The organism is Luteimonas sp. FCS-9 (assembly GCF_001014645.1).
Taxonomy (GTDB): domain Bacteria; phylum Pseudomonadota; class Gammaproteobacteria; order Xanthomonadales; family Xanthomonadaceae; genus Luteimonas.
On sequence record NZ_LASZ01000006.1, the window covers coordinates 48694 to 66432 of the forward strand.

Here is a 17739-nt window from a genome sequence, read left to right on the forward strand (position 1 = left end):
TGCCCACCCGACCGCGAGGCGTCGCGCATGTCCGCATGGAGAGTCCGCCGTCCCGTCTGCCTGCTCGCCGTCGCGCTCGCCGCCGGCTGCGGGGCAGGGCCGCAGCCCGCGCCGGCCGCGTCGACCGACCCGGGCGCGAACACCGCGCTGTTCGAGGCCGCCTTCGTGCCGGGCCATGTCCATGACGCGGACGGGCGCCGGCTGGTGTTCGCGCCGCGGCCCGTGGGCACGTTCCGGATCGTGTCCGGCCGCATCGTCGCCTGCGATCCGTTCTTCTGCGAGCACGTCGCGCCGTTCGACGTCGCAGCGCCCAACGGCGAGTTCCCGCTGGTGCTGGCGGTGGCGCGGGATGCGGCCAACGGCGACGAGCGCGTGGCCTTCGCCCGGCTCGCGTTCTCGCAGGCGCCGGTGGTGGCGTGGCGGCCGGCGCGCGTGTCGGGCGACGGCGAAGTCCTGGGCTACGCGGTCGACTCGGGCATCGGCGGTTTCATGGATGCCGACGCCCGGGCCGACTACGACGCCCAGGTGCAGGTCGATGCGGGCGCGGTATTCGACCGCATCATCGCGGACATGGACGCGACCCATGCGCCGACCCGCAGCTGGCGGTTGCGTACCGACACGCGCGGGAGCATCGCGCTGTTCTCGTCCGGTTACGGGGACGGCGGCTATGCCTCGTACTGGGGCGTCGACGCGGCGGGCCGGCCGGTCGCGCTGCTCACCGACTTCCAGGTGGTCGAGTGACCGGCGCCCGCGTGCGCACCTAGACTTGCGGGCCGTCCGCTGCCCGCGTCCAAGATGTCGATCGTCCTGACCCCCTTCGCTCGTCCGCGCCTGTTCCCGCGCACGCCGCGCGCCAATACCATCCAGGATTGCACGCCCGAGGCGTTCGAGCGCCGGCTCAACGACGAGGCGCCGGTCGCGGTGCTCGATGGCTACGCGCCGTTCTGCAAGCTGCACGTGCACCGCAACTGGACGTCGACGCGCTGCCTGACGGTGCCGGTCACCGATGCCAATCGCCACCTGCTGCGCTCGGGCTACGAGGCGCGATCGTCGGCGGAACTGCCGGTGCTGGTGCGCTGGTTCGAGGGCGTCGAGGCGCCGGTCGCCGCCTATCTGATCCCGATCCTCTACAGCCGCGACCAGATGGCGAAGGAGGGCACCGCGATCGACGCCGACTGGGGCGTGGTCGGCTGCCTGTACACGATGACGCCCGAGGAGATCCCGATGGCGCCGATCACGATGCTGCGCAACGCGCTGGGGGTCGAGGAAGGGGGATCTGGCGTGCCGCTGGACCGCGACGCGTACCGACGCAGCGTCGCGTTCTGGGACGCAAACGCCAATTGGCGGCCGGTCGGTTGAAGCCGTCCATCACTGGCTCGCCGCCGCGATCGCGGCGCAAAGGCCGCATCGCCAGGGGTTTCGTTAAATTTCGAGTTGATGCGAAACGAAACGTAAGATAGGCTCGGTCGTGGCTCAGGTGGCGCACCGCCATTGCACAAGGACGACCGTGAACACTGCCGCCCATGCGTCCGGACTGCTGCTCGACCGTCCCGGTAGGCGCTGCCGTCCAGGCCAGCGGACGCGACTTGTGCCCGCCGCTGCAGCCGGGCATCGGTGTCACGCCCATGACGTCTGCCGCGATCGCAGCCGGCCGGCGATCGGGCCGGACGCACGACGTCCCCGCCTCCGCTGTGCCGGGCGCTTGCCCGGGCGGCCACGATTCCCTCGGAAGACAGGAGAAGCTGGATGGATACGGCACGATGCCTGCTGCGCTGCATCCCGGTCGCGGCGCTGTTCGCGATAGCCGGCGTCGCGCACGCCGACGTGCCCCGGCCTGCCGGCGAACCGGCGGCCCAGGCGCAGACGATCGCACGCGCGGTCGCCGCGGACCGGTCCCGGCCGGATCGGTCGCCTGCACACGCCACCAAGCGACGCGCGGGCGGCAGCGAGGGAGTGACGCCAGGGCGACGCGCGGCGGCCTACGCGCCGGTCCCGCTGCAGGCCACGATCGATCGGGTGCAGCCGATGACCGGCATCGTGTTGTGGAACGACAACGCTTCCGGTCTGGCGGCGCTCGGCGACGACGTGCAACTGGAGTTCGCCTACTTCAAGTACAGCGACGTCGTCACCGGGTCGGGCACGTACGACTGGTCGCAGGTCGACGCTCGGCTGGCATCGGCGGCGGCGCGCGGCCATCAGATGATCGTGCGCTTCCACGACACCTATCCCGGCCACACCACGATCTCGATTCCGAGCCACGTCGCCAACGCCGCCGATCATGCGATCGGCTACCAGAGCGTCGAAGGCGAGCAGACCTTCGTGCCCGACTGGCGCTCGGCCACGTTGCGCGCCTTCATCCTCGACTTCTACAGCAAGTTCGCGCAGCGCTACGATCTCGATCCGCGGCTCGCTTTCCTGCAGGTCGGCTTCGGGTCCTACGCCGAGTACCACCTATGGGACGGGCCGCTGACCTTGGGTCGCACGTTCCCGTCGAAGGCCTTCCAGCAGCAGTTCCTCGAGCACCTGGGCACTACATTCACGCAAACCTCGTGGTCGCTGTCGATCGACTCGGCGAGCACGACGTACTCGCCGTTCTCCGCCGTGCCGTCGTTGCGACAGCTGCACTTCGGGCTGTTCGACGACTCCTTCATGCACGAGACGCATTCGAGCAGCAACAGCGAGTACAACCGCGCGTCCTGGTTGTTCTTCGGCGACACCCGCTACCAGCACAGCCCGGCAGGCGGCGAGTTCAACTACTACAGCGACTACGACCAGGAGAACGTGCTGAACGCCGACGGGCCGTGGGGGCGCAGCTTCGAATCGTTCGCGGCGCAGTACCGGATCAGCTACATGATCGGCAACGACCAGCCGGGCTATCAGACGCGGGCCCGGATCCGGCAGGCCGCGATGGCGACCGGCTACCGGTTCCGCATCACGGCGCTGTCCAGCGACGGCGAATGCGTGCGCCTGACGGTGCGCAACGAAGGCGTGGCGCCGATCTACTACGATGCCTGGCCGGCGGCGGACGGCCATCGCCTGGGCGCTTCGCTCAAGGGCCTGCTGCCGGGCGCGGAGCAGGCCGCCAGCGGATGCATCGGCGCGCATGCGCGGGGTTCGCTGTCGGTGACCATCGAAAGCGATCGCCTGGTGCCGGGGCAGTTCATCCAGTTCAACGCTTCACTGCCATAGCGCAGCCGCGTCAGGGATCGGTGCCGTTTCCCATCCGCTGTCGCGGAAGGGGAACGGCAAGCATCCGCGCGGCGGGATCGACGGCGGCGGGGGCGAGCGCCGGGCTCCCCGGACAGGGGCCGGGCGCGATCCTTGTCGTCCGGCGCTGCAGCAGATTCCGCGTCGGCATGACGTCGTCTTCAGGGGGCATCGGCCTGTAAGGTGCCGGTGCGACGGCGTCACGCGCATCCTGGCAGGGCAGGCGATGCCTGGGGAGGCGGCAGGAGCGGCGTCACGTCGATTCAGTCGTGACCGCCCGTCAGGCGCCGCATCGCGCGGTATTCCTGCAGCCGGCGGCCACGTTGCCGGTGCGACAGCCAGAACGTCGCCAGCGTCCAGACGCCGGCCCAGGCCAGCAGTTGCCCGGCGGGGATTTGCCAGGCCGCGTCGCCCGATGCGAGTGCGGCGGTCGCGGCGACGGCCGCGTAGACCGACAGGCCCAGTGCCGCGATGCGCGCCAGCCACAGATCGCGCAGCGCGGTGCGCAGTTGCGAGAGGCGCACATGCGCGTAGGTGCGCACGTCCTGCGTCGCATCGATGGATTGCGGGCGCGGTGCACGCAGCAGCAGGCACCAGACCGCCGGCAGATAGACCGCGAAGAACGGCAGGACCAGCCAGTGTGCCGGCGTGGCGTCATCGCCGGTCAGGAGCCGACCCAGCAATACGACGGCGATGAGCGTCAGCGCGATCTCCACGCCGCGCCGCAGCCGATGGCGCCAGCGGTGGCGTCGCACACGGGCAGCCAGCATCGCACCGTCGCCGTCGGGTCGCTCCTCCTGCCAGGCCGCCTGCATCAGGTCGTCGAAATCGTTCATGCGGAGGTTTCCTCACGGGACAGCAGGGTCTTGAGACGCGCCCGGGCGCGGTGCAGACGGACGCCGACGTTCTCCTGCGAGATGCCGAGCAGGTCGCCGATCTCGCCGTAGTCGAATCCTTCGAGCTGCAGCATCAGTGGCTGGCGCAACGGCAACGGCAGGGTGGCCAGGGCCTCGAACAGCCACTGGCGGCGCGCGCGTCCGGCGTCGGCGACCGTCGTCGGGTCCGGCACGTCGTGTCCTTCGACATCCAGCGGCAGCGGTACGGGCGCACGTGTTGCCGCGCGGACATGGCTGGCGCCGAGGTTGTGCGCGATGCGGAGGACGAAGGGCAGCAGCCGGTCGCGGTCGCGCAACGCCGGCAAGGCCTCCCACACCGCCAGCAGCACGTCCTGCATCAACTCCTCGCGCAATGCGGGATTGAGCTCGTAACCGCACACCGCACGCCACAGTTGCGGATGGAAGGCTTCGACCTGGGGCCAGAAAGGCGACATCGGTGGCGGTAAGCGGGAGGCGTGTAGAGGTCAGTCGTTGGCGGGAGCGGATTTCTTACAGCATCGCAATCATGGGCGCAGGACGTAAGAAACGAGGCGGACCCGGCGACTGAATCGGGTACACCCACCCCGGAGTTCCGCATGCATCGTCTCATCCCATGGGCCTTCGCCGGTCTGCTGACCTGCGTTCCCGCGCTGCTGCAGGCCGCGCCGCAGCCTCTTGCACTGGATCGCGTCCACATCGTCGGGGCCGGGCAAGGCCGAAGCGGCGATCCACGCTGTGTCCGCATCGCGCAGGGACGCATCGTCCGCATCACGCATGCCGGCACCCGCGCCTGCCGACGCGATGCCAGCGTCGTCGAGCTCGAAGGCCGGTATCTGATGCCCGGCCTGATCGACATGCACGCCCATCTGTCGCTGGGCCCGGTGGAGGTGCGGCGCGAAGGGGACGAGATCATCATGGAGGCGCTGCCCGACGACGCCATCGCCGAGCACAATGCCGCGCGCCTGGTCGGCTTCGGCGTGACCACGATCCGCAATCCTGCCGGGGATCTGGCCGCTGCTGCGCGCTACAGGACGCGGCGGGCCGACGGCGCGCTGACCGGCCCGGAGAGTTTCGATGCCGGTCCGGTGCTCAACGACACCGACGTGCCCGGGCTCGCAACCGGCGTGGCGACCGCCGATGACGTGCGTCGCGTCGTCGCCGCGCAGGTCGACGCCGGTGCCGACTGGATCAAGCTCTACACCGGCCTGTCGCCCGAGCTGCTGCAGGCGGGCATCGCGGCGGCGCATGCGCACGGCCGCCCGGCGGTGGCGCATCTGGAGGGCATCGCGTGGACCGACGCGCTGCCGATGGGGCTGGACGGCCTCGTGCACCTGATGCCGATCAGCCCTGACCTGCTCGCGCCCGCCGAAGCCGAGGTCTACACCGCGTCCCGTCGCCCGGCCACGTTCGCCTTCTTCGAGTGGTGGGAGCGCTTCGATCCCGACGGCCCGGAAGCCGACCGGCTGGTCGCGGCGTTCGATCGATACCGTCCCGTGTTCGACGCCACGCTCGTCGCCTTCCACGCGGCATTCGTGCAGGACCAGGACGACAGCCCGCACCTGGCCGATGCCGAGCGTTACGCGCATCCGCGACTGCTCGAGAACTGGAAGACGGTCTTCACCTTCGCCCTCGGCTGGGAGCCCGGCGATTTCGCACGCGCGCGCGCCGTGTGGCCGAAGGTCCAGCGCATGGCTGCGCGCCTGCATGCCGGCTGTGCACGCATGACGGTCGGCACCGACATGAGCAATCCCTGGATCGCACCCGGCATCAGCCTGCATCGTGAGATGGCCTTGCTGGCCGACGCCGGCGTGCCGAATGCGCGCATCCTCGCCGCGGCGACGGTGCAGGCAGCCGATGCCCTGGGCGCGGGAGACCGGTTGGGGCGAATCGCGCCCGGCTACGAGGCCGACCTGCTGGTGCTCGACGGCGATCCTCAGGAGGACCTCGCGCATGCACGCGATGCACATGCGGTGGTGCTCGACGGCCGCTATCTGGATCGCGACACGCTGGCGACGCTGCGGGGTGAGCGATGAGCACGCGCGACGATCGCGCTGCGGCACGCGGTGAACGCCGCGTCCGGCGTCCGTGGCGCTGGATCGCGTTGGGCGGCGTCGTCTGCCTGTTGGCATGGATCGCACTCGGCATCGGACTGGCGGCCGGCGTGGACCGGACGATGCGGCTCGTCCTGGCGACCGTCGCGGCCGTCGCCACCGAAGGGCTGGTCTGGCTCAGTGCCGCGCTGCTGGGCCTGCGGATATTCGAAGCCCGGCAGCGGTTGTGGCAGAAGCTGCGGACAGGCGTGTTCCGCTGACCGCATGCCGCAACGAGAACGGGCGCCTTGCGGCGCCCGTTGCGTGTCGTACCGACGGCGCGGCCCGATCAGTAGCGGTAGTGGTCCGGCTTGAACGGCCCCTCGACGGGCACGCCGATGTAGTCGGCCTGCGCCTGCGTGAGCCGGGTCAGCTTCACGCCGATCTTCTCCAGGTGCAGCCGCGCCACTTCCTCGTCGAGGTGCTTGGGCAGCAGGTAGACCTTCTTCTCGTAGCGGTCCTTGTTGGCCCACAGGTCGATCTGGGCGAGCGTCTGGTTGGCGAACGAGTTCGACATCACGAAGCTCGGGTGCCCGGTCGCGCAGCCCAGGTTCACCAGGCGGCCATCGGCGAGCAGGAAGATCGCGCGGCCGTCGGGGAAGACGTACTTGTCGACCTGCGGCTTGATGTTGATCTGCGCCACGCCGGGCAGCGCCTTGAGCGCGTCGACCTGGATCTCGTTGTCGAAGTGGCCGATGTTGCAGACGATGGCCTGGTCCTTCATCCCCTGCAGGTGCTCGGCGGTGATGATGTCCTTGTTGCCGGTGGTGGTGACGTAGACGTCGCCGCGGCCGAGCGTGCTCTCGATCGTGTTGACTTCGAAGCCTTCCATCGCCGCCTGCAGCGCGCAGATCGGGTCGATCTCGGTCACCACGACGCGGGCGCCGTAGGCGCGCAGCGAGGCGGCGCAGCCCTTGCCGACGTCGCCGTAGCCGCAGACCACGGCGACCTTGCCGGCCAGCATCACGTCCATCGCGCGCTTGAGGCCGTCGGCCAGCGACTCGCGGCAGCCGTAGAGGTTGTCGAACTTCGACTTGGTGACCGAGTCGTTGACGTTGATCGCCGGTACCAGCAGCGTGCCGGCCTGGGCCAGCTGGTAGAGGCGGTGCACGCCGGTGGTGGTCTCCTCGGACACGCCCTTCCAGTCGGCGACCACGCGCGTCCAGTAGCCCGGGCGCTCGCTGGCGACACGCTTGAGCAGCGCCTTGATGACCTGTTCCTCGTGCGAGCTCGCCGGCTCGTCGACCCAGGTGCTGCCGTTCTCGAGCTCGTAGCCCTTGTGGATCAGCAGCGTGACGTCGCCGCCGTCGTCGACCACCAGCTCCGGCCCGGTCAGCGTGCCGTCGGGCAGGGTGAAGGTCAGCGCGTCGAGCGTGCAGTCCCAGTACTCCTCGAGCGTCTCGCCCTTCCAGGCGAACACCGGCGTGCCGCCGGCGGCGATCGCGGCGGCGGCATGGTCTTGGGTCGAGAAGATGTTGCACGAGGCCCAGCGCACGTCGGCGCCGATGTCCTTGAGCGTCTCGATCAGCACCGCGGTCTGGATCGTCATGTGCAGCGAGCCGGTGACGCGCACGCCCTGGAGCGGCAGCGTGGCGGCGTGCTTGCGGCGGATCGACATCAGGCCGGGCATCTCGTGCTCGGCGATGTCGAGTTCCTTGCGGCCCCAGTCGGCCAGCGAGATGTCGGCGACCTTGTAGTCGCCATCCTGGGAAAAGACGCGCTCGGTCTTCAGCTGTGCGTTCATGCATGCTCCGTAGTGGAATGCGGCGTGCGCATTCGCGATTACGGGCGCCGTTCTCGGGGCACCGCGCCGAGCCTGGCCGTGACCCGTGGCGGGCCGTACACGGTCGCAGCGCCCCTCGGCGAGGCAGACGGCCATTCTATCGCAGCGCGACGCGCGGGCTGTCTCAGCCTGAACGCGACTTCAGCCCGCGGCGCGGTCCTGGGGTTGACCCTAGTGCCTGTCCGTTTCCCGGCGGGCGAGCATGCACCACCCCTGTTTTCGAGGAACAGCCGATGGTCCACATGGTCCACGATGGCGGTGGCGTCGCGCCCCTCGCGCCGCCGGTCCCGCAACCGTCCACCGATGCGCGGATCCACCGCGCCGACGGCAGCGAGACCGTCGAGTCGCTGGCCGAGCGCTATGCCGTCAGCCCCGAGGCGATCGTCTCGGCCAATCCGCAGCTCGCGAACGCGCCCGCCAACGGGGGCAATCCCATCCAGGCCGGCGACGAACTGCAGATTCCCGCATCGCCGCAGAGCGTGACCGGTGAGGTCGAGACCGGGGATCCGAACCATTCGACCACCGACGCCAAGGTCACGCTGAAGGACGACAACGGCAGCATCACCTGGCAGCCCGACAGCGCCTCGTTGAAGCTGACCGACGAGCAGAAGGCCGAACTGGGCTCCAACCGGCCGGAAGGCGCGGGCAAGGAGACCAAGGGCGCATCGATCTCGCTGGCCAACGAGAGCTCGGTGACGCTGACCGAGAGCCGTGGCGACGACAGCACCAGCTTCTTGGTCACCACGCAGACGCAGGTCACGCTGTCCGGCGAAGCCACCGCCGGCGGCCGCGCGGGCGGCGCCGATGTCGCAGGCAGTGCCTCCACCGGATTCGAGAGCACCTACAAGGTCACCCTGCCGGGCGAGGCCACGGTGGAGCGGGCCGCGGCCGTCAATCCGTTCGATCCGACCACCGTCCCGGTCGGCGGCAGCGTGACGCTCGACAGCCAGACGTTCGCCGGCACCTCGCTCGAAGGCTCGTTCCGCCACATCGCCGCCAAGTCGGAGATCCAGTACAACGAGGGTGTCAGCTACACCCTCGAGCGCGTCGACGAGAACACCGTCCGCGTCACCACCGGGCCGACCGAGACGATCAACGCCTTCAACGGCGTCGGGGTCAAGGTCGGCGACGTGTCCGCGCTCGTCGGCCGCGAGGATCAACTCCACGGTGCAACGCTGCAGACGGCCGAGTTCGACATCTCCACGCAGGAAGGCCAGACCGCGCTGCAGCACTTCAATACGACCGGCCAGATCGCGCACACCACGCCGGGCGTTGACAACGTCGCCACCATCCAGCGGCTGGACTATTCCTCGCAGACCCAGCTGCGCGCAGAAGCGGGCGACCTGAGCCTGGTGCTGGGCGGCCAGGCCAATCTCGGCAGCTCGGTCAAGGTGACCTATCCTGATGGTTCCTACTCGCTGACCACCGACCTCAGCTACGGCGCCAACGTGCCGCTCACGGTTGAGCAGCGCTTCGACGCGCAGGGCAACGAGCTGCCGGGCGAGCGCCGCTTCGAGTTCGAGGTCAGCACCGATCGGCCTGAGTACAACTGGCTCGAGCGCAACATCCTCGGACAGAACGAGGCGAGCGAGGAACGCGCGCTCGCCGAACAGCTGAACTGGGCAATCGATGGCGACCCGTCCAGCGGCCGCGTCTCTCCGGGCGAGACCGTGACGCTCTCGTTCACCGAATCCCAGATCGAGACGCTGATCGGCCAGATCCAGTCGACCGTCGACGGCAACAACATCGCGGGCGCGAACAACGACCTGGCGCTGCTGTTGAACAGCCGCGAGGGCGCCGATGCGCCCAATTCTATGGAATTCGCCGTGGCCTTGGCCCGCAATCTCGGCAGCGAACCGGGCGGCTTCATCGACAAGCTGTTCCGGATCTCCTCCGGCGCGGACGGCGACAACGCCAACAAGCGCTACGACGGCATCGACGTGACGGTGCAGGGCGGCTGAGGCATGTGACGCCCCCGGTGGGCAAGGTTCTGCGGCGGCGGTTGCCGTCGTGTTCGAAGGGGCGCACCTTGCGCCCCTTTTTTTCCGGACGGATCGGCCTCCTGGGGGCGCGCGACGCGCTCCGCCGGTATAGCCTCATCGCGCGCGAGCGCGCGCCTACGGGTTTTGCAGTCCACGGCGCGACGCGCATGCCTGGCTTGTCCAGGCGGCGTCGCGGCGCAAGTCCCGTCGGTCCTGGGCCGCACGCCGCCTCGGGGCGGGATGCGGCGGTTATGCTCGACGGTCGTTGCGCTTCCGGATCGCCTGCCGATGTCCCGACTGATCGCCCCCCGCCGACTGTCTCTCGCCGTCTCCGCCACGCTGCTCGTCGCGGCCGCCTCTTGGGGCGCGACGGCGCTCGCACAGCCCGCGACCGAGGTCGCATCCACTGCGAGTGGCTACCAGCTGCCGCCCGAGGCGCTGCAGGCGATCGTCGACGCACCACGCCCGCCGCGGCTGCTGTTGAGCCCGAAGCGCGACCTGGTCGCGTTCCTGCAGACGCCCGCGCTGCCGGGCATCGACGAGGTCGCGCAGCCTGAACTCAAGCTCGGCGGCATCCGCATCAACCCCAAGACGTACTCGGCCAGCCGCGCGTCGTACGTCACCGACATCTGGCTCAAGCCGGTCGAGGGCGGCGCCGAGCAGCGCATCGCGGGCCTGCCCGAACCGCTCTCTCTGGCCTCGCTGTCGTGGTCGCCCGACCAGCGCCACATCGCCTTCAGCCAGGTCGACGTGCGCGCGGGCGAAGTGCAGCTGTGGGTGGTCGACGTCGCGACGCGGCAGGCACGCCGCCTGCTCGCGCAGCCGCTCAACGCGGTGGTCGGCAACGGCTTCGAATGGATGCCCGACGGGCAGGCGCTGCTGGTGCGCCTGCGCCCGCAGGGCCAGGGCGCCGCGCCGCAGGACGACGGCATCCCGGCCGGCCCCAACGTGCAGGAAACCGGCGCAGGCGGCACGGTCCAGCAGCTGCGGACCTACCAGGATCTGCTGCGCAGCGAGCAGGACGCGCGCGTGTTCGCGCACTACATGACCAGCCAGCTCGCACGCGTGGCGCTCGACGGCACGGTGTCGCCGATCGGTGCGCCGGGCCTGACCACCAGCGCCACCGCATCGCCCGACGGCCGCCACGTCCTGCGCCAGCAGATCGACCGGCCGTTCTCCTACCAGGTGCCGTACTCCCGCTTCCCGCGCCGGATCGAGGTGGTCGGCCTCGACGGCGCGGTCCAGCACACCGTCGCGCGGCTGCCGCTGGTCGAGGGCCTGCCGGTTGGCAATGACGCGGTGCCCACCGGCGTGCGCTCGGTCGCCTGGCGTAGCGACGCCCCGGCGACGCTGGTCTGGGCCGAGGCCCAGGACGGCGGCGACCCGGCGCGCGAGGCGGAGGTGCGCGACGTCGTCTATGCGCAGGCCGCGCCGTTCCGGACGCCACCGACCGCGCTGGCGCAGCTGTCGATGCGCTATGCCGGCACGCAATGGGGCAACGGCGAACTCGCGCTGCTGACCGAATACTGGTGGAAGACGCGCCGGATCCGCGAATGGCGCCTCCATCCCGACGGCGCCGCCGCGCCCGCACTGGTGCGCGAGGGCTCGTACGAGGACCGCTACGCCGACCCCGGCATGGCGGTCACGGCACCCGACGACAACGGCAACAGCCGGCTGCTGATCGCTGCCGACGGCCAGAGCATCTACCGCATCGGCGACGGCGCCTCGGAGGAAGGCGATCGCCCGTTCCTCGACCGCCAGAATCTCGCCGATGGCAGCACCGAGCGGCTGTTCCATTCGCAGGCGCCGGTCTACGAGGCGCCGGTCGCGGTGCTCGACGCCCAGGCCACGCGCGTGCTGACCACGCGCGAATCGCCGACCGAGCCGGCCAATACCCTGCTTCGGCGGCTCGACGCGGCCGATGCCGCACCGGTCGCGCTGACCGCGTTCGCGCATCCCACGCCGCAGCTGCGCGACGTGCACAAGGAACTGGTGCGCTTCAAGCGCAAGGACGGCGTGGACCTGAGCGGCACGCTGTACCTGCCGCCGGGCTACGACGCGCGCCGCGACGGCCCGCTGCCGCTGCTGATGTGGGCCTATCCGGGCGAGTTCAAGTCGGCCGACGCGGCCAGCCAGGTGACCGATTCGCCGTACCGCTTCAACGCCGTCGGCTACTGGGGGCCGCAGGCGTTCCTGGCGATGGGCTACGCGGTCTTCGCCGACGTGTCGATGCCGATCATCGGCGAGGGCGACGCCGAGCCCAACGACACCTACATCGAGCAACTGGTCGCCAGCGCCGAGGCGGCCGTCGACGAGGTCGTGCGCCGGGGCGTCGCGGACCGCCGCCGCATCGCGATCGGCGGCCATTCCTACGGGGCGTTCATGACCGGCAACCTGCTCGCGCACTCGCGGCTGTTCGCCGCCGGCATCGCGCGCAGCGGCGCCTACAACCGCACGCTCACCCCGTTCGGCTTCCAGGCCGAGGAGCGCAACTACTGGCAGGCGCAGGAGACCTACCTGCGGATGTCGCCGTTCAACTACGCCGGACAGATCAAGGATCCGATCCTGCTGATCCACGGCGAGGAGGACAACAATTCGGGCACCTTCCCGATGCAGAGCGAACGCATGTTCGCCGCGATCAAGGGCCTGGGCGGCAATGCCCGGCTGGTGATGCTGCCCAACGAATCGCACGGCTACCGCGCGCGCGAGTCGATCCTGCACATGCTCTACGAGACCAACGCCTGGCTCGACCGCTACGTCAAGCACCGGCCCGCGGAGGACGCCGCGCGCTGAGGCACTTGGCATCGCGCACTGGCGCCCGTACGCGCGCTTGTGCCCTGTAGGAGCGCGCTCGCGCGCGATGGGCTTGCCGAAAACGCGTCATCGCGCGCGCGCCCACGGCGGATATGGATGGCGTGTCGCGCGTCCGTCCGTACCGGGATTTCAGACCCAGGGCGGTGCCGGCAGCGCCCCGACGGCCTCGCGCAGGCTGTCGTTCCAGCTGTCGCGGATCGACCGCAGGTACGGGTCCTCGTCCTCGAAGCGCTGCTGGATCTCCAACTGCAGGCTGTCGCGGCGATACACCACCAGATCGATCGGCGTGCCGACCGACAGGTTGGAGCGGATCGTCGAGTCGAACGAGACCAGCGTGCACTTGGTCGCGGTGGCGAGGTCGGTCTGCCGGGTCACGACGCGGTCGAGGATCGGCTTGCCGAACTTGATCTCGCCGGTCTGGAAGAACGGGGTCTCGGGCGTGCTCTCGATGAAGTTGCCTTCCGAGTACACCAGAAACAGCCGCGGCGGCTCGCCGCGGATCTGGCCGCCGACGATGAACGTCCCGCTGGGATCGATGCCGCTGTCGCGCAGGTAAGCCTCGTCGCGCGCCCGGATCTCGCGCATCGCGTCGCCGACCGCCTGCGCGACCTGGAACATCGACTGCGCGTTGCGGATGCCCGGACGCGCCGGCTCGTGCCGGTCGCGGTGCTCGATCAGGTTGAGCACGTTCTGGGTCAGCGACAGGTTGCCGGCCGACAGCGTCACCACCACATGCTCGCCAGGCTCGGCGAAGACCCGCATCTTGCCCGCGCGCCGGATGTGGTCGACGCCGGCGTTGGTGCGCGAATCGGAGGCCAGCACGAGCCCCTCGTCGAGGTTGAGGCCGATGCAGTAGGTCATGGGGCGGGGCAGGGGGACGGCGGAGCGGGCGGCCATTGTGCCCGCTGCGCAGACGCCGCGACAGCCGTCAGGCCGTGTTCTGCCACTGCGCCTGGACCTCGGCCTGCGCCGGGGCCGGCACCGCGCGGGTTGTCATGAACTGATGGTGGATCTCTGCGCCCAGTCGCGACAGCCGCGCCATGGTGTCCTGCAGCCAAGGCTCCAGCCCGCCTGCGATGATCTCGTCCATGCGCGCGTAGCGCGACTGCGCGGCCAGCGCGCCCGCCTGGCGCGCGACCTCCAGCGATGCGCCGCCGGCCAGCGACTGCAGGATCGAGTAGATCGCGTCGACGCAGGTCTGCAGCGAGCGCGGGTTGTCGCCGTTGAGCAGCATCAGCGCCGCCACGCCGGCCGGGCTGACCGAATCGCGGTACAGCCGGCGGTAGGTCTCGAATGCCGACAGCGCCTGCAGCAGCGCGCTCCACTGGAAGTACTGCACCGCGTCGCGCGCCTCGCCGGTCTCGGGCAGATCGTCGTCGCTGGCGATCATGTCGAGCAGGCGGATCGACCATTCGGCGCGCTCGATGAACGCCCCCAACTGCAGGAACTGGTAGCCCTCACCGCGGCCGAGCGTGCCGATCGTGATGCCGCGGAACGAGGCCGAACGGGTCTTGACCCATTCGAGGGTGTGGCTCAGGCCGTTGCGGCGCAGTTGCGCGGCATCGAGCCGGCGGATCTCCAACCACGAACTGTTGAGGTCCTCGTACATCTCCGAAGTGATCGCCACGCGCTGCGCCCGGGCGTTCTCGCGCGCGCTGCGAAAGCAACTGTGGATCGAGTTGGGATTGTCGGGTGCCAGCAGCAGGTGCCCGACCACGCCCTCGGCGTCGATGCGCCCGTGGCGCTCGAGGAACGGTTGCACCAGCCCCAGCGAATCGAGCGAACGCCGCCACGCGGCGGCCTGCGCCTTGCCGCGGTCCAGGCGCTCGGGCAGCAGCGCGATGCGCTGCGCGACGTCGAGTAGGCGCGCGGTGTTCTCGGCGCGCTCCATGCTGCGCGCCACCCAGTACAGATCGTTCGCGGTGCGACAGAGCATGCGTGCGGCCTTCAGTTTTCCATGATCCAGGTGTCCTTCGTCCCGCCGCCCTGGGACGAATTGACCACCAGCGAGCCCTCGCGCAGCGCCACCCGCGTCAGGCCGCCCGGCACGACATGGATGCGGCGGCCGCTGAGGATGTAGGGACGCAGGTCGATGTGGCGCGGCGCCAGGCCGCTCTCGACGAACGTCGGGCAGGTCGACAGCGACAGCGTCGGCTGGGCGATGTAGTTGCCCGGGTCGGCGAGGATGCGGGCGCGGAACGCCTCGATCTCGGCCTTCGTCGAGGCCGGACCGACGAGCATGCCGTAGCCGCCGGCGCCGTGCACCTCCTTGACGACGAGCTCGGGCAGATGCGCCAGTGCGTACTTGAGATCGTTGGGGTTGCGCAGCTGCCAGGTCGGCACGTTGTGCAGGATCGGCTCCTCGCTGAGGTAGTAGCGGATCATCTCCGGCACGAACGGGTAGACCGACTTGTCGTCGCCCACCCCGGTACCCGGCGCGTTGGCCAGGGTCACGTTGCCGGCGCGGTAGGCGCCGAACAACCCGGGCACGCCAAGCAGCGAGTCGGGACGGAACACCGTCGGGTCGAGGAAGTCGTCGTTGATGCGGCGGTAGATCACGTGCACGCGCTGCGCGCCGCGCGTGGTCTGCGCGTAGACCATGTCGTTCTGCACGAACAGGTCCGCGCCCTCGACCAGTTCCACGCCCATCTGCTGGGCTAGGAACGCGTGCTCGAAATAGGCCGAGTTCGCCGCGCCCGGCGTCAGCACCGCGACCACCGGGTTGTCGATGTTGGCCGGGGCGCACTGGCGCAGTACGTCGAGCAGGGCGTCGGGATAGCGCTCGACCGGCGCGATCTGCTGGCTGGAGAACAGCTCGGGCGTCAGGCGCGCCATCATCCGCCGGTTCTCGAGCATGTACGACACGCCCGAGGCGACCCGCAGGTTGTCCTCGAGCACGTAGTACTCGCCGTCGCCGGCGCGTACCAGGTCGATGCCGGAGACGTGCGAATAGGTGTTGCACGCGACCTGCAGGCCCTGCATCTCCTTGCGGTACTCGCTGTTGCCCTGCACCAGCGCGGCCGGGATGCGACCGTCGCGCAGGATGCGCTGCGGGCCGTAGACGTCGCCCAGGAACAGGTTCAGCGCGTGCACCCGCTGGCGCAGGCCGGCCTCGAGCATCTTCCACTCGGCGGCCGGCACGATCCTGGGCACGATGTCGAACGGGATCAGCCGCTCGGTGCCCGATTCCTCGCCGTAGACCGAGAACGTGATGCCGACGCGATGGAACGAGATCTCCGCCTCGCGCCGCTTGTGCGCGATCTGCTCGGGCGGCGTGTCGCGCAACCAGTCGTCGAACGCGCGGTAGTGCGGGCGGACCGCGCCGTCGGCATCGCGCATCTCGTCGTAGCTGGCTGGCATCGAAGAAGGTTCCCCTGGCTGTCCCTGCGCCGCACCATGCGGCCAGACATAGCATGTCGCCCACCCGGTGCACAACGAGTGAGACGAGCGTCGGGATGCGGCCGTAGGCTCCCGCGGCCAGGCCGGGACATCGCGGCGCGGCCCGACGCGGCGCGGTGCGCGGTGTCTTTCCGCGCGACGAAACGACGACGGGCCGCTTGCGCGGCCCGTCGTGGCGAAGCGGTGGAGACGCCGGTCCTACTTGAGCTTGGCGTCGGCGCGCAGGGCCTCGGCGCGGTCGGTCTTCTCCCACGAGAACGCCGTCGCGGTGTGCTGCTCGCCCGCGCCGTCGGTGTAGGCGACCTGCTGCGGCTTGCGGCCGAAATGGCCGTAGCTCGCAGTGCGCTGGTAGACCGGGTGGATCAGGTCGAGCATCTGGATGATGCCGTAGGGGCGCAGGTCGAAGTGGCGGCGGATCAGCTTCTCGATCTGCTCGTCGGGGATCTTGCCGGTACCGAAGGTGGTGACCGAGATCGAGGTCGGTTCGGCGACGCCGATCGCGTACGAGACCTGCACTTCGCAGCGGTCGGCCAAGCCGGCGGCGACCACGTTCTTGGCCACGTAGCGCGCGGCGTAGGCGGCCGAACGGTCGACCTTCGACGGATCCTTGCCCGAGAACGCGCCGCCGCCGTGGCGGGCCCAGCCGCCGTAGGTGTCGACGATGATCTTGCGACCGGTCAGGCCACAGTCGCCCACCGGCCCGCCGATGATGAACTTGCCGGTCGGGTTGATGTGGAACTTGGTGCCCTTGTGCAGCCACTTGGCAGGCAGCACCGGCTTGATGATCTCCTCGCGCACCGCCTCGACCAGGTCCTTCTGTTTGACGCCCGGATCGTGCTGGGTCGACAGCACGACCGCGTCGATCGCCGGCGCCTGGCCGTTCTCGTAGCGCAGCGTGACCTGGCTCTTGGCGTCCGGGCGGAGCCACGGCAGCGGCGAGTTCTTCTTCTTGCGCACCAGCGCCTGCCGCTCGACCAGGCGGTGCGAGAGGTGGATCGCGGCCGGCATGTGGCTGTCGGTCTCGTTGGTCGCGTAGCCGAACATCAGGCCCTGGTCGCCGGCGCCCTGCTGCTCGGGGTTCTTGCGGTCCACGCCCTGGTTGATGTCGGGCGACTGCTTGCCGATCAGGTTCAGCACGCCGCAGGTCTCGCCGTCGAAGCCGACGTCGGAGCTGTCGTAGCCGATGTCCAGGATCACCTTGCGGGTCAGCGCCTCCAGGTCGATCCACGCGCTGGTGGTCACCTCGCCGGCGACGATCGCCACGCCGGTCTTGACCAGCGTCTCGCACGCCACGCGCGCGCGCTTGTCCTGCGCCAGGATCGCGTCGAGCACGGCATCGGAGATCTGGTCGGCAATCTTATCCGGATGGCCTTCGGAGACGGACTCGGACGTGAAGAGATAGCTGGACATCAGGGCTATATCCCTATATTCGGATGAAAAGATGGGCGCGGATGATACACCCGCGGCGGAGCCTGCGCATCTTGGCCGGGATCGTGTTGCCGTCGGGTTAAGGCCGGCGTGCGAGTGCGACCGGCACGTGCGACGCGTTGCGGCCCGGGCCGCGCCTCGCGACAATCGGTCGGTGTGCG

Annotated in this window: 14 protein-coding genes and 1 riboswitch; of the genes, 7 read left to right on the plus strand and 7 right to left on the minus strand. The window is 69.7% G+C overall.

From position 1 onward, the window contains the following. Positions 1–27: 27 nt before the first annotated feature. From WQ56_RS07100 to WQ56_RS07110, 3 genes are all read left to right on the plus strand, one after another. Complete coding sequence (locus WQ56_RS07100) at positions 28–741, plus strand: DUF4241 domain-containing protein (protein WP_052772891.1); 714 nt, start codon at positions 28–30, stop codon at positions 739–741. A gap of 54 nt (positions 742–795) precedes the next feature. Further along, positions 796–1359, plus strand: coding sequence for a DUF3228 family protein (locus WQ56_RS07105; RefSeq protein WP_047136401.1), 564 nt, complete (start codon positions 796–798; stop codon positions 1357–1359). A 387-nt stretch (positions 1360–1746) separates the two neighbouring features. Beyond that, complete coding sequence (locus WQ56_RS07110) at positions 1747–3189, plus strand: hypothetical protein (protein WP_052772892.1); 1443 nt, start codon at positions 1747–1749, stop codon at positions 3187–3189. A 281-nt stretch (positions 3190–3470) separates the two neighbouring features. Here the strand turns inward: WQ56_RS07110 and WQ56_RS07115 are convergent, their stop codons facing one another. After that, positions 3471–4043: a hypothetical protein gene (locus WQ56_RS07115; protein WP_047136402.1), complete on the minus strand. Its 573-nt coding sequence runs from the start codon at positions 4041–4043 to the stop codon at positions 3471–3473. Beyond that, positions 4040–4537: a sigma-70 family RNA polymerase sigma factor gene (locus tag WQ56_RS07120; RefSeq protein WP_052772893.1), complete on the minus strand. Its 498-nt coding sequence runs from the start codon at positions 4535–4537 to the stop codon at positions 4040–4042. The genes WQ56_RS07115 and WQ56_RS07120 overlap by 4 nt, the downstream gene beginning before the upstream one ends. A 141-nt stretch (positions 4538–4678) precedes the next feature. Here WQ56_RS07120 and WQ56_RS07125 point away from each other — a divergent pair, with 141 nt between their 5' ends. Beyond that, the gene (locus WQ56_RS07125; RefSeq protein WP_047136403.1) at positions 4679–6115 is read left to right on the plus strand and encodes an amidohydrolase family protein; all 1437 of its coding nucleotides are present in this window, start codon (positions 4679–4681) and stop codon (positions 6113–6115) included. Next, positions 6112–6393: a hypothetical protein gene (locus WQ56_RS07130; RefSeq protein ID WP_047136404.1), complete on the plus strand. Its 282-nt coding sequence runs from the start codon at positions 6112–6114 to the stop codon at positions 6391–6393. Before WQ56_RS07125 ends, WQ56_RS07130 begins: the two co-directional genes overlap by 4 nt. Positions 6394–6461: 68 nt before the next feature. On the opposite strand, the gene ahcY is transcribed toward WQ56_RS07130, so the two are convergent. Further along, a complete protein-coding gene (gene ahcY / locus WQ56_RS07135) occupies positions 6462–7916 on the minus strand; it encodes an adenosylhomocysteinase (RefSeq protein WP_047136405.1) in 1455 nt (484 codons plus the stop codon). A gap of 35 nt (positions 7917–7951) precedes the next feature. Continuing rightward, positions 7952–8039, minus strand: a riboswitch (S-adenosyl-L-homocysteine riboswitch). 149 nt (positions 8040–8188) lie between these two features. Here ahcY and WQ56_RS17685 point away from each other — a divergent pair. Continuing rightward, complete coding sequence (locus WQ56_RS17685; protein ID WP_052772894.1) at positions 8189–9916, plus strand: LysM peptidoglycan-binding domain-containing protein; 1728 nt, start codon at positions 8189–8191, stop codon at positions 9914–9916. Between the two features lie 309 nt (positions 9917–10225). Next, positions 10226–12730: a prolyl oligopeptidase family serine peptidase gene (locus WQ56_RS07145; protein WP_047136406.1), complete on the plus strand. Its 2505-nt coding sequence runs from the start codon at positions 10226–10228 to the stop codon at positions 12728–12730. 150 nt (positions 12731–12880) lie between these two features. Here the strand turns inward: WQ56_RS07145 and WQ56_RS07150 are convergent, their stop codons facing one another. The 4 genes from WQ56_RS07150 to metK all read right to left on the minus strand — a co-directional run bounded on the left by WQ56_RS07150 (position 12881) and on the right by metK (position 17560). Then, positions 12881–13612, minus strand: a complete 732-nt coding sequence (locus WQ56_RS07150; RefSeq protein WP_047136407.1) for a peptidase — start codon at positions 13610–13612, stop codon at positions 12881–12883. Positions 13613–13679: 67 nt separating this feature from the next. Continuing rightward, a complete protein-coding gene (locus WQ56_RS07155; RefSeq protein ID WP_047136408.1) occupies positions 13680–14687 on the minus strand; it encodes an alpha-E domain-containing protein in 1008 nt (335 codons plus the stop codon). A gap of 11 nt (positions 14688–14698) precedes the next feature. After that, positions 14699–16111 carry a circularly permuted type 2 ATP-grasp protein gene (locus tag WQ56_RS07160; RefSeq protein ID WP_047136409.1) on the minus strand — a complete coding sequence of 471 codons (1413 nt, stop codon included), beginning with the start codon at positions 16109–16111 and terminating at the stop codon, positions 14699–14701. A gap of 237 nt (positions 16112–16348) precedes the next feature. Beyond that, positions 16349–17560, minus strand: coding sequence for a methionine adenosyltransferase (metK, locus tag WQ56_RS07165; protein WP_047136410.1), 1212 nt, complete (start codon positions 17558–17560; stop codon positions 16349–16351). Positions 17561–17739: the final 179 nt, after the last annotated feature.